11 protein-coding genes are annotated in these 12,535 nt (G+C 71.8%); 8 read left to right on the top strand and 3 right to left on the bottom strand.

Translation table 11 applies throughout. The features are described 5' to 3' along the window. The first annotated feature begins 33 nt into the window (after nucleotides 1–33). Entirely contained in the window at nucleotides 34–552 is a 519-nt protein-coding gene (locus tag KZX17_RS03010) for an AAA family ATPase (RefSeq protein WP_248170823.1), read from the top strand. 154 nt (nucleotides 553–706) lie between these two features. On the opposite strand, the gene KZX17_RS03005 is transcribed toward KZX17_RS03010, so the two are convergent. Then, complete coding sequence (locus KZX17_RS03005) at nucleotides 707–2,251, bottom strand: amino acid permease (protein ID WP_248170824.1); 1,545 nt, start codon at nucleotides 2,249–2,251, stop codon at nucleotides 707–709. A 159-nt stretch (nucleotides 2,252–2,410) separates the two neighbouring features. On the opposite strand from KZX17_RS03005, the gene KZX17_RS03000 reads away from it, so the two are divergent. The 5 genes from KZX17_RS03000 to KZX17_RS02980 are packed head-to-tail and all read left to right on the top strand — an operon-like array spanning nucleotide 2,411 to nucleotide 7,372. After that, complete coding sequence (locus tag KZX17_RS03000) at nucleotides 2,411–3,766, top strand: glutamine synthetase family protein (protein ID WP_248170825.1); 1,356 nt, start codon at nucleotides 2,411–2,413, stop codon at nucleotides 3,764–3,766. Further along, complete coding sequence (locus KZX17_RS02995; RefSeq protein ID WP_248170826.1) at nucleotides 3,747–4,517, top strand: gamma-glutamyl-gamma-aminobutyrate hydrolase family protein; 771 nt, start codon at nucleotides 3,747–3,749, stop codon at nucleotides 4,515–4,517. The genes KZX17_RS03000 and KZX17_RS02995 overlap by 20 nt, the downstream gene beginning before the upstream one ends. After that, on the top strand, nucleotides 4,514–5,869 hold the full coding sequence (locus KZX17_RS02990) for an aldehyde dehydrogenase family protein (protein WP_248170827.1): 1,356 nt from the start codon (nucleotides 4,514–4,516) through the stop codon (nucleotides 5,867–5,869). Before KZX17_RS02995 ends, KZX17_RS02990 begins: the two co-directional genes overlap by 4 nt. A 19-nt stretch (nucleotides 5,870–5,888) precedes the next feature. Further along, nucleotides 5,889–6,662 carry a 3-oxoacyl-ACP reductase gene (locus KZX17_RS02985; RefSeq protein WP_248170828.1) on the top strand — a complete coding sequence of 258 codons (774 nt, stop codon included), beginning with the start codon at nucleotides 5,889–5,891 and terminating at the stop codon, nucleotides 6,660–6,662. Continuing rightward, a complete protein-coding gene (locus KZX17_RS02980; protein ID WP_248170829.1) occupies nucleotides 6,659–7,372 on the top strand; it encodes a FadR/GntR family transcriptional regulator in 714 nt (237 codons plus the stop codon). Before KZX17_RS02985 ends, KZX17_RS02980 begins: the two co-directional genes overlap by 4 nt. Nucleotides 7,373–7,482: 110 nt before the next feature. Here KZX17_RS02980 and KZX17_RS02975 read toward each other — a convergent pair whose 3' ends face one another. Together KZX17_RS02975 and KZX17_RS02970 are read right to left on the bottom strand one after the other, a co-directional pair. Further along, a complete protein-coding gene (locus KZX17_RS02975) occupies nucleotides 7,483–8,361 on the bottom strand; it encodes a transglutaminase family protein (RefSeq protein ID WP_248170830.1) in 879 nt (292 codons plus the stop codon). After that, nucleotides 8,358–10,904 (bottom strand): circularly permuted type 2 ATP-grasp protein, encoded by a 2,547-nt coding sequence (locus tag KZX17_RS02970; RefSeq protein ID WP_248170831.1) that lies wholly within the window; start codon nucleotides 10,902–10,904, stop codon nucleotides 8,358–8,360. The genes KZX17_RS02975 and KZX17_RS02970 overlap by 4 nt, the downstream gene beginning before the upstream one ends. A 116-nt stretch (nucleotides 10,905–11,020) precedes the next feature. On the opposite strand from KZX17_RS02970, the gene KZX17_RS02965 reads away from it, so the two are divergent. Together KZX17_RS02965 and KZX17_RS02960 are read left to right on the top strand one after the other, a co-directional pair. Beyond that, the gene (locus tag KZX17_RS02965; protein WP_248170832.1) at nucleotides 11,021–11,536 is read left to right on the top strand and encodes an amino-acid N-acetyltransferase; all 516 of its coding nucleotides are present in this window, start codon (nucleotides 11,021–11,023) and stop codon (nucleotides 11,534–11,536) included. 45 nt (nucleotides 11,537–11,581) lie between these two features. Beyond that, nucleotides 11,582–12,286 (top strand): hypothetical protein, encoded by a 705-nt coding sequence (locus KZX17_RS02960; protein WP_248170833.1) that lies wholly within the window; start codon nucleotides 11,582–11,584, stop codon nucleotides 12,284–12,286. Nucleotides 12,287–12,535: the final 249 nt, after the last annotated feature.

Here is a 12,535-nt window from a genome sequence, read left to right as displayed (position 1 = left end):
TCCTTCCCTCCGACAACAGGCGAGGATGGGGCCATGCTCATCGTCTTGGCAGGGTTGCCCGCGTCGGGGAAGAGCGCCATCGCGGTGCGGCTCGCCACCGAGCTCCGCTGCGCGATCCTGTCGGTCGATCCCATCGAGGCCGCGCTGTGGCGGGCGGGCATCGACCGTGGCCAGCCGACCGGGCTGGCGGCCTACGTCGTGGCCGAGGATCTCGCGCGCGAGCAGCTCCGCATCGGTGCCGACGTCATCGTCGACGCCGTCAACGACGCCGAACTCGCGCGGCAGCAGTGGCGATCACTGGCCGCCGAGCAGCGGGTCGCGATCGCGTTCGTCGAGGTGATCTGCTCGGACCCGGAGGAGCATCGCCGCCGCCTCGAGACTCGGCGAAGGCCGCTGGCGGGATTCGCGGAGCCCACCTGGGACGCGGTCCGCGCGCGATCCGTCGGCTTCGACGGCTGGACCGATGCGCGGCTGACGATCGACTCGATGCTGTCGCTCGACGAGAACCTGCCGCTCACGCTCGGGTACCTGCGTCGGGTCAGGGAGGGCTGAGAGGCGTCGACGGATGCAAGGGATGCCGGGCGACACCCGGCATCCGTGGCGCGGTGCTCGGCGTGTCGGGCGCGAACTCTTGCATCCGCGAACGGGGGCGAACATGCGGACGGACCGGGCGCGCCCTCAGCAGCGCCCGGCCCGTCCGGGTCTCTCAGGGGCGACGGTCGCCGAAGACCTCCTTCTCCATGGCGTCGTAGCCCTCGCGCTGCGGGTCGCGGTGCAGGCCGCCCGAGAGCGCGTACTCCTCCTCGGGAGAGAGGATGAGGCGCTTGCGCCCGTAGAGCGCGAACCCGATGAAGATCACGACGTAGACGACGATGATCGCGACGATGGCGAGCAGGAACGTCGGGTTGAACAGCAGCCCGACGAAGACGATCGCCGCGATGATCGCGGCCGAGTATGCCCCGAAGAGACCCCACGGGCTCTTGTAGGGGCGCTCGGCGTTCGGGAACTTCTTGCGCAGGATGATGAACGACACCATCTGCAGGAAGTACGCGAGCACCGCGCCCCACACGGCGATGTTCAGCACGATCGCACCGGCCGGGCTCGTGTCGCCGCCGGCGGCCTGCAGGATGACGAGCGCGATGAAGCCGAGCACCGCACCGAAGGTGAGTGCGACCCACGGCGTCTGACGCTTGCCGGTGAGCGAGAGCCACCGCGGGTAGTAGCCCGCCCGCGACAGCGAGTACATGTTGCGCCCGTAGGCGAACATGATGCCCATCAGCGAGGCGAGCAGGCCGATCAGGGCGAGCAGGGAAAGGATCGCCGCGGCCTGCGGCGGCAGGAACGCCTTGAACCCGTCGAGGAGCGGCTCCACCGAGGTGCCGGTCGCTTCCGCACCCAGCACGCCGGTGTTGAGGAACAGGACGATCAGGCCGGTGACGATGAGGGTGCCGCGAGCCCACAGTCCCGCGCGCGGGATGTCGCGGGCCGGATCGTGCGACTCCTCCGCAGCGAGCGGCAGCTCCTCGATGCCGAGGAAGAACCACATCGCGAAGGGCAGGGCGAACAGGATCGCGCCGATGCCCTCGGGCAGGAACGTCGATGCGCCGAACGCGTCGGGGTTCGGGGCCATGTCCCAGAGCGACGCCCACGAGAAGGCGCCCGAGGCGAGGGCCATGACGCCGAACACGACGATGATCCCGATGGAGATGATCGACACGATGATCGCGAACCGGAACGAGACCGCGGCACCGGCCGCGTTGAGCCCGATGAACAGCACGTACAGCACGACCCACCAGAGCCACGCGGGCAGGCTGATCCCGGTCAGCAGCTCGAGCGCCTGATTCGCATACGAGCCCGAGAAGTACACGACGACCGCGGTCGTCGCGACGTACTCGATCGTCTCGGCGAGGCCCGTCGCGAGCCCTCCCCAGGGCCCCATCGCCGAGCGCGAGAACGAGTACGCCCCGCCGGTGTGCGGCATGGCCGCGGCCATCTCGCCGATGGAGAAGGTGAGGCCGTAGTACATGAGCACGAGTACGGCGAAGGCGATGAGCATGCCGCCGAACCCGGCGAAGTCGATGCCGAAGTTCCAGCCCGAGAAGTCCCCCGAGATGACGGCGGCGACAGCGAGGCCCCAGAGTCCCCAGACTCCGGCCGAGCGCTTGAGCGTGCGTTTCTCGAAGTGGCCGTCCTCGGCTCGGGCGTAGCGGACGCCGCCGGTACGGGGGGGAGTGGTGCTCGGATTCGTCATGAGACCTCCTGGCTGCGGTCGGCGCGGTGGGCGCCGTCGGGTGGGCGCGCTGGCTCACGCCTTGCGGAAGAGTGTGGCGTCTATTGGTATGCCCTGTCTACCTTTGCCATGTAGCGTTCTTGTGACAGACCCGACCCCCGCACGACGGAAGGACGACGGATGCCTGGAAACCTGTCAGTGGACGACCTCGCCGCAGCGATCGCGGCCGACGAGATCGACACGGTGATCGTCGCCTTCCCCGACGCCCAGGGACGCCTCGTCGGCAAGCGCGTCGCGGGCCGGTTCTGGCTCGACGAGGTCGCCGGTCACGGCGCGGAGGTGTGCGACTACCTGCTGTCGGTCGACGTCGACGTGAACACGATCGACGGCTACGAGATGTCGGGCTGGGACAAGGGCTACGGCGACCTCGTGCTGCGTCCCGACATGGCCACGCTCCGCCGCATCCCCTGGCAGCCGGCGACCGCGCTCCTCATGGCCGACCTCGAGTACGTGCGCGGCGGCGCCGTGGTGCAGTCGCCGCGCGGCATCCTGAACGCGCAGCGGCAGCGCCTCGCCGACCGCGGCCTCGTCGCCTACTCGGGCACGGAGCTCGAGTTCATCGTCTTCGACGACTCGTTCCGGGATGCCTGGGCCAAGCGCTACGTCGGACTCCAGGCATCCACCGACTACAACGTCGACTACAACCTGCTCGCGACCACCCGGCTGGAACCCCTGCTGCGCGACATCCGCCGTGGCATGGAGGGCGCGGGCCTGTACTGCGAGGGCGTGAAGGGCGAGTGCCACGACGGCCAGCAGGAGATCGCGTTCCGCTTCGCCGAGGTGCTCGAGACCGCCGACCAGCACACGATCTACAAGAACGGCGCCAAGGAGATCGCCGACGCGCACGGCAAGTCGCTGACGTTCATGGCGAAGTTCGACCAGCGCGAGGGCAACAGCTGCCACATCCACCTCTCCGTCCGCGGCGAGGACGGCGAGGCGGTCATGGCCGGCGACGGCGAGTACGGGTTCAGTCCGCTCATGGAGCACTGGATCGCCGGCATCCTCGCGACACTGAAGGAGTTCACGCTGCTCTACGCGCCGACGATCAACTCGTACAAGCGGTTCGCGAAGGGCTCGTTCGCCCCGACCGGCATCGCGTGGGGCGTCGACAACCGCACGTGCGCGCTGCGCGTCGTCGGAAAGGGGTCGTCGCTGCGCGTGGAGAACCGCGTGCCGGGCGGCGACGTGAACCCCTACCTCGCGATCTCGGCGATCATCGCGGGCGGCCTGCACGGCATCGAGCACGAGCTGCCGCTGCCCGCACCGCTCACCGGCAACGCCTACGACTCCGACGTCGATCACCTGCCGACGACGCTCCGCGAGGCGGCGGACCTCTTCGAGAAGTCCGAGATCGCGCGCGCTGCGTTCGGTGAGGACGTCGTCGCCCACTACCTGCACCAGGCACGTGTCGAGGTCCTCGCCTACGACGCCGCCGTGACCGACTGGGAGCGCATCCGTGGCTTCGAGCGTCTCTGATCCCGCGGGCGACCGCCGCCCCGTCATCGGACTCACCACCTACCTCGAGCGGGCGGTGCAGGGCGTCTGGGACGTCCGCGCGAGCTTCCTGCCGCAGCAGTACTTCGACGCGGTGACCGCATCGGGCGGCGTCGCCGTGCTGCTGCCGCCGCAGCCGTCCGCGAAGGCTGCGGCCGAGGTCGTCCTCGACGGACTCGACGGGCTCATCCTCACCGGCGGCCTCGACGTGCAGCCCGAGCTGTACGGTGCGCCCCGGAATCCGCTCACGGATCCTGCCCGCGCGGACCGCGACGAGTGGGAGCTCGCCCTGCTCGCCGGAGCGCGGGAGCGCGGCATCCCGGTCTTCGGCATCTGCCGCGGCCTGCAGCTCATCAACGTCGCCTACGGCGGCACGCTGCACCAGCACCTGCCCGAAGCGCTCGGCACCGAGCGCTACAAGATCGGCGGCGGCGTCTTCGCCGAGAACACGGTCGAGGTGGATGCCGACACGAAGCTCGCGGGCCTCATCGGCGCCGGTCCGTACGGCGTCCACAGCTACCACCACCAGGGCGTCGACCGCCTCGGCGAGGGGCTCGTCGTGACCGCGCGCACCGACGACGGCCTCGTGCAGGCGTTCGAGACGCCCGGCGACGACTACCTCGTGGCGGTGCAGTGGCACCCCGAGGAGAACTCCGCCGACCGGCGACTCTTCCTCGGCCTGGTTGCCGCCGCCGACGCCTACGCCGTCGCGCACCGGGGGGTCACCGCGTGAGCTCCTTCACCGTCCTGAACCCCGCCACCGGCGCTGCCGTCCGTGACGTCGCGCTCGCGTCGGTCGATGAGACGGATGCCGCGATCGCCCGCGCCGTCCGCGCGCAGCGCGCATGGGCCGAGCTCGCCCCCGTCGCCCGCGCCGACGCCCTGCGGGACTTCGCACGCGTCGTCGAGGACCACGTCGAGGAGCTCGCCCAGCTCGAGGTGCTCGAGGCGGGGCATCCGATCTCGTCCGCCCGGTGGGAGGCCTCGCACGTCGCGCAGGTGCTCAACTACTACGCCGGCGCGCCGGAACGACTGATCGGCAGCCAGATCCCGGTCGCCGGCGGACTCGACGTGACCTACCACGAGCCGTACGGGGTCGTCGGGATCATCGTGCCGTGGAACTTCCCCATGACGATCGCGGCATGGGGGTTCGCGCCGGCACTCGCCGCCGGCAACGCCGTCGTGCTGAAGCCCGCCGAGATGACCCCGCTGACCGCGATGCGCCTCGGCGACCTCGCGCTCGAGGCGGGGCTCCCGGACGGCGTCTTCGCCGTCATCCCGGGTGCGGGTCCCGTCGTCGGCGAGCGGTTCGTGACGCACCCCGATGTCCGGAAGGTCGTCTTCACCGGGTCGACCCGCGTCGGGACCGAGGTCGCCGCGGGCTGCGCGCGCGAGCTCAAGCCCGTGACGCTCGAGCTCGGCGGCAAGAGCGCCAACATCGTGTTCGCCGACGCCGACCTCGAGGCGGCCGCCGCGGCCGTCCCCGGGTCGGTGTTCGACAACGCCGGACAGGACTGCTGCGCCCGCAGCCGGCTGCTCGTCGAGCGCTCGGTGTCCGACCGGTTCCTCGAGCTCGTCGAGCCGGCCGTCGCCGCGTGGCGCGTCGGCGACCCGAACGACGAGTCGACCGAGATGGGTCCGCTCATCTCCGCCGGTCAGCGCGACCGCGTCGCCGGGTATGTCGACGGGGCCGACGTCGCGTTCCGCGGTTCCGCGCCCGACGGCGACGGGTTCTGGTTCGCGCCGACCGTCGTGCTCGCCGGCCGCGGCGACCGCATCGCGACCGAGGAGGTCTTCGGGCCCGTCGTCGCGGTGCTGCCGTTCGACGACGAGGCCGATGCGGTCTCGCTCGCCAACGACACCGTCTACGGGCTCGCGGGCTCGATCTGGACGAGCGACCTGGGCCGCGGCATCCGTGTCTCCCGAGGCGTGCAGAGCGGGGTGCTGTCAGTCAACTCGCACTCGTCGGTCCGCTACACGACCCCGTTCGGCGGCATGAAGGCCTCGGGCCTCGGCCGCGAACTCGGACCCGACGCGGCCGAGCACTTCACCCAGACCAAGAACGTCTTCTACGCCACCTCCTGACCCGGAAGGACCTCCCAGAATGGACCTCACCCAGCGCCTGCGCGACCGCGTCGCCATCATCACCGGCGGTGCCAGCGGCATCGGTCTCGCGACCGCGCGGCGGTTCGCCGCCGAGGGGGCCCGCGTCGTCATCGCCGACCTCGACCCCGAGACCGGCCAGAAGGCCGCCGACGAGGTGGGCGGCGTCTTCCGCCAGGTGAACGTCGCAGACCAGACATCCGTCGACGCGCTCTTCGACGGGGTCGCAGCAGACCTCGGCTCGGTCGACATCGCGTTCAACAACGCCGGCATCTCGCCCGCCGACGACGACTCGATCGAGACGACCGAGCTGCCCGCGTGGGACAAGGTGCAGGACGTCAACCTCAAGAGCGTCTACCTCTGCTCGCGCGCGGCCCTGCGTCACATGGTGCCGGCGGGCAAGGGCTCGATCATCAACACGGCGTCGTTCGTCGCGCTGCTCGGCTCGGCGACGTCGCAGATCTCGTACACCGCGTCGAAGGGCGGTGTGCTCGCGATGACCCGCGAGCTCGGCGTCCAGTTCGCCCGGCAGGGCATCCGCGTCAACGCCCTCTGCCCGGGACCGGTCAACACGCCCCTGCTGCGGGAACTCTTCGCGAAGGACCCCGAGCGCGCCCAGCGCCGCCTGGTGCACGTGCCGATGGGCCGCTTCGCCGAACCCGAGGAGATGGCGGCCGCCGTCGCGTTCCTCGCCTCGGACGACTCCTCGTTCATCACCGCGAACGCGTTCGTCGTCGACGGCGGCATCACCAACGCCTACGTGACGCCGCTGTGACCCGCGCCGCGTCGTCGCCCGATCTCGGCCGCACCGTCTACCGGCCGGTGCGCGGCGGCAACGCGCTCGAAGACACCGTCGCGCGGCTCGTGCAGACCGTACGGCTCGGCGTCGTCGCGCCGGGGGAGTCGCTCCCCTCGGAGCGCGACCTCGCCGAACGGTACGGCGTCAGCCGCGACACCGTTCGGCAGGCGATCGGCGAGCTCGCCGACGCCGGGTACGTCGAGCGGCGGCGCGGCCGGTACGGCGGCACGTTCGTCGCCGATCCGCTGCCGGTGCCCGCGGGGCCGGTCGACGCGGCGGAGCTCGACGACGTCCTCGGGCTCCGGCGGGTCCTCGAGGCCGGCGCCGCCCGCGCGGCGGCGTCTCGCGAGCTGACGGATGCCGCCCGCACCCAGCTCGACGAACGCCACCGCGCGACCGCGGGCGCCGAGGAGGCAGACTACCGCCGACTCGACTCGCTGCTGCACCTCGCGATCGCGGAGGCCAGCGGCATCCCCTCACTCCTGCCGCTCGTCGTCGAGAACCGGGCGCGGGTGAACGCCTGGCTCGACACGTTCCCGCTCCTGCCGCGCAACATCGAGCACTCCGACGCGCAGCACGAGCGCATCGTGGCGTCGATCCTCGCAGGGCAGGCGGATGCCGCCGAGGCCGCCGTCCTCGACCACCTCGCCGGTTCAGAGGCGCTGCTGCGCGGCTTCCTCATCTGACGCGCGACCGCTGCGGCACGCACGGATTGCAGTGGATGCCGGGCGACACCCCGCGTCCCGGGGCCGGTCATCGGCGTGTCGCGCGGGATCCATTGCAATCGCGCACGGGATCAGACCGGCGCGACGTCGACCTGGACGCGGAGGGTCGAGGTCTTCGCCTCGGTGAAGATGATGCCCTTCACCGGTGAGACGTCGCCGTAGTCTCGACCCCACGCGACCGTGACGTACCGATCGTTCGCCCACTGGTCGTTCGTCGGGTCGATCGCGAGCCACTGGTCGGTGCCCGGCAGCCAGACGGCGAGCCAGGCGTGCGACGCGTCGGCGCCGAACACCCGCTCCTTGCCGGGCGGCGGCTGCGTCGCTAGGTATCCCGACACGTACCGGGCGGCGACGCCGTGGCTGCGAAGGCACGCGAGCGCGACGTGGGCGAAGTCCTGGCACACCCCGGCCCGCTTCCCCATGGCATCGGCGACCGTGCTGGTGACCGTCGTCGCAGTCTTGTCGTAGTCGAAGTCGCGGAAGATGCGGTGCATGAGGTCGGTCGCGGCCTCGCCGATCGCGCGCCCCGGCGTCAGCGACTCCGCGGCGTAGGCGAGCGCGGCCGGCACGTGCTCGGCCCGCGCCGATTCGAGGGCGAATTCGGTCGCCTCGACGGCGCCGGCCAGGTCGGGATGCCGCAGCGGCCGCGCCAGCTCCCAGGGCTGCGCGAGCGCGTCCGGGTCGTACGTCGGGGTCTCGATCGTGACCTCGCTCGACGCCTCGATGGTGAGCGCTTCGTGCGGCTCGGTCACGTGGAAGTAGGTCGACGAGTTGCCGAACCAGTCCAGCCGGGGACCGAGATCTCCCGGCACGGGCTCGACCGTGACGTCCGAGGCCGACACCCGCTGCCACGGCAGCTCGCGCGGGCGCAGATGGAACTGCCCGATGCTGTCCTGCACGGCGTCGCTGTAGCTGTACGCGGTGCGGTGCCACACGCGGTAGGTGGTCATGCGCGGGCCCCCGTCAGCTCGATGAGCGACAGCTCCGACAGCGAGACCGCCGGCGGTCCCGCCTCGAAGTGGAGGTGGCCGATGGCATCCGACAGCTGCTCCAGCTGCGCCGTGACCCCTGCCAGCGCATCGGTCAGCACGGCGCGACGCCCGTCCGTCACGGCCGTCACCTCGAGGACGTCGATGCTGCCGAGCTCGGTCTCGAGCTCGTCGAGCAGACGCTCGGCCCGCGACGAGCCCGTCGAGGCCGGCATCGCGCCGAGGTGCTCGCGGAGCGTCGCGAGCGAGTAGGCGAGCGAGCGGGGGTTGCCGCGGTCGAGCAGCAGCAGCTCGGCGACGTCGGCCGCCCGCATCGCGCCGCGGTAGCGCCTGCGGTGGGTGACGACGCTCTCGGCCGACAGCAGCAGCGACTCGAGCACCTCGCGTTCGGTGCGCGGCCCGCGGCCGGCCGTCAATGCGGACGACAGCAGGGTCGTCAGCTGCAGGCCGCGCTCGAGGTATCGTCCGGCCTCCATCATGTGCCAGCCGGGGTCGCGGATCATGTTGGCCGTGACGCCGTAGAGCGACAGCATCGAGGCGAGCATGCGTCCCGCCGACTCGGCGGTGCGATGCGGATGCGGGGCGCTTCGCAGCGCTCGCACGGCGCGGTCGATGTTCGAGAACACGCGCCACGTGTCGCCCGACAGCTGGTCGCGGACGCCCTCCATCGCGTCTCGCAGGCGCGCGATCGAATGCGCCGCGGAGCCGGGGCGCGACACGTCGAGCAGCAGCGAGCGGAACTCGGCCTCTGGGTCGGGCGACCGCGTCCCTGCGAGGGCGTGCAGCGCGGTGAGCAGCACGCGCACGCTCTCCGCCGCTCGGGCCGCACTGTGCGCGCCGGGCTGATCGAGCGCGGCCTGCGTCGCGATGACGAGCCGCAGCAGGTCCTCGGCCCGCTCGGCGTAGCGCCCCGTCCAGAACAGGTCGGCGAGGGCGCGCGGAGCGAGCGTCGGGTCGGACCGCGTCGTCGGGAGGGCGGCGACGTCCGCGATGCCCTGGTCGGGGTCTGTCTCGTCCGCCTTCAGGACCCACACGTCCTTCGTCCGGGGAGTCGCGCCGGGCTGCGCGCGCACGGTCGCGAGACCGCCCACGAGCGGCCGGTACGTCGAGCCGAACCGGATCGCGAATGCCCGCAGGGTCACCGGCAGGGCGGCCGCGGCCGACCCGGCGGGTGCGGTGCCGGTGGCGGATGCCTGGGGCCGGGCATCCCAGACGGGCGCCTGCGACAGCGGCAGCTGCGCGACGGCGGCGTAGCGGTGCGGTTCGCGGTCGAGCCGGGCGCGCACGTCGGGGTCGGCCGGGTCGAGTCGCGTGCGCGGATCGTCGATGTGGCGCAGACCCACGGCGCCGTCACCGGCGAGCAGTCGCGGCAGCACCTCGTCGCGGCATGCCGGGTCGCCCAGCCACCACGCCGGCACCGAGGGCAGCCGCAGCTGTTCGCCGAGCAGCCGTTCGCAGACGGCGGGCAGGTACGGCAGGAGCGCGGGGTTCTCCAGTACGCCGGCGCCGAGCCCGTTGACGACGCGCACCCGCCCCCGGCGGACGGCCTCGGCGAGACCGGCCACGCCGAGCCGCGAGCCCGCGCGCAGTTCGAGCGGATCGCACCACTCGGCGTCGACGCGCCGCAGGATCACGTCGACCCGCTCCACCGGTGCCTTGCCCGGCCAGCCGGCCGGCTTCATCCACACCGCGCCGCCGCGGACGACGAGGTCGCTACCCTGAACGAGGGGGAAGCCGAGCGCGCTCGCGAGGAACGCCTGGTCGAATGCCGTCTCGGACAGGGGGCCGGGCGAGAGGACGACGATGCGAGGCGTCTCCGCCCCGTCGGGTGCCGCGGCGATGAGGGCGGCCCGGAGCGCGGCGAAGTACGGGTCCATCCGGTGGAGGGCGCCTTCGTCGAGCAGATCGGGGAGCACCTGCGAGATGACGCGCCGGTTCTCGGCCGCATACCCGAGCCCGGACGGCGCCTGCACGCGGTCGCCGAGCACATGCCATTCGCCGTCGGCATCCCGACCGAGGTCCACCGCCGACAGCAGCAGATCGGGCGGCGCCCCACCCTCCTGCCCCCGGGCCATCGCGCGGACGAACCCCGCGTGCCCGAGGACGACCGCGGCCGGGACGATGCGCTCGCGCAGCACCGTCTGGGGCCCGTACAGGTCGGCCAGGAGCGCGTTCAGCAGTTCGGCGCGCTGCGCCAGCCCCACTTCGAGGCGCGCCCAGCCGGCGGCATCCATGACGAAGGGCATCGGGTCGAGCTGCCACGGCTGCAGTTCCGAGCCCGCACGGGCGTACGAGACGCCGTCGTCGGCGAGGAAGCGGGAGATCTCGCCGTCGACACGGTCGAGTTCGTCACGGGTGAGCCCGAGGGCGAGGGATGCCAGGGCCTGCCACGCGGGGCGGAGAGTGCCGTCAGCATCGACGACCTCGTCATAGCGCGCCGAGGTGGACGCGAACGGCAGCGTCGGCTGCGACACAGCGGCGGCATAGTCGCGGAGCACGCTCACGGCGGTCCCCTCCCTCGGATCAGGCACGCTCCCGGCATCGCGCGCCCGCTGGGTCAAGAGTAGGGGCAGCGGCGAGATCGCCCGGACGGCTGCGCCGCCGGCAATACAGTGGAGGCATGACGGCATCCGAGGACGCGGAGTTCACCGTGCGCCCTGCGCGCACCTCGGACGTCCCCCGCATCCAGCGGCTGCTCGAGCCCTGGGTCGAACGCCGCATCCTGCTCGGCAAGGAGCGCGTCACCCTGTACGAAACGGTGCAGGAGTTCGTCGTCGCCGAGTCGGGCGACCGCCTCGTGGGCTGCGGCGCCCTCCACGTCATGTGGGAGGACCTGGGCGAGATCCGCACCCTCATCGTCGCCGACGACTGGCTGCACCGCGGTGTGGGCGGCGCGGTGGTCGACCTGCTCGAGCGGAACGCACGGGTCCTGGGGCTCAGCCGCCTCTTCTGCCTGACCTTCGAGGTGCCCTTCTTCTCGCGCCGCGGGTTCGAGGAGATCGGCGAGCAGGTCGTGGCGCCCGACGTGTACTCGCAGCTGCTGCGCAGCCCCGACGAGGGCGTCGCCGAGTTCCTCGACCTCGCGCACGTGAAGCCCAACACCCTGGGCAACACCCGCATGCTCAAGCAGTTGTAGGCGCGCCGGACCGGCGCCGGCGGAGGGCGCGCTTACCCTGGACGCGTGACCAGCCAGACCCCTCGCCGCCGGCCGTCGCCGGCCGTGTACCGACGGCGTCGGCTGGTCGCCGCGCTGCTCGCCCTCGTGGTGATCGGCGGCATCGTCGCACTCATCGTCTGGCAGCCGTGGCGGGCATGGGCCGCCGACGCGGCGACGGGATCGCAGGCGGCACCGACGGCATCCGCTTCGAGCGTCGTCGACGACGCGACTCCCGTACCTTCGAGCCCGGCTCCGAGCGAATCGGCGGCGAGCCCGTCCCCGACTCCGACCGAGACAGCGGAGGCGGAGGACGAGGACGCGCAGAACGCCGAACCGTGCACGACGGGCGACGTCACCGTGGCGGCCGTCGCGGACAAGGGCTCCTACGGAACGGGGGAGCTGCCGAACCTCTCGATCCGGCTCACCAACGACACCGAGATGCCGTGCGTCATCAACGTGGGCACCGCCGCGCAGACGTTCGAGATCACCAGCGGAAGCGACACATGGTGGCGGTCGACCGACTGCCAGAAAGAGCCGAGCGACCAGGTCGTGACGCTCGGGGCGGGGCAGACCGTCGCGAGTGCGGCGCCGATTGTGTGGGACCGCACCCGGTCGTCCGTCGACTCGTGCGACGGCGATCGCCAGAAGGCGCTGCCCGGCTGGTACAACCTCACGGTGTCGATCGGCGGGATCGAATCGGTCGAGCCGGCGCAGTTCACGCTGCGCTGAGCACCCGGCTCGCGCACACGTTTCTCTGAGAACTTTCTCATCTGCGAGAGGGTTGGAGGGGGTTACGCCGCGAGCGCAGGCGCGTAGCCTGGGTCTCAGCTCCCGGTGGCACACCCCCGTTGTCCCCAGCAGCGGAAGTTCCGTCGAACCCCAGAGACGGAACGCCTGGATCCCCCGGGCCACCGGTGAGCGATGGGCCCTCTCGACTTCTCCAGTCCCCAATGGGGAGTTCGAGGGGGCCCCCTGACG

Origin of the sequence: Microbacterium sp. EYE_78 (genome assembly GCF_023149035.1) — a bacterium.
In the GTDB taxonomy this organism is placed as follows: domain Bacteria; phylum Actinomycetota; class Actinomycetes; order Actinomycetales; family Microbacteriaceae; genus Microbacterium.
This window is presented reverse-complemented; position numbering and strand designations above follow the sequence as displayed.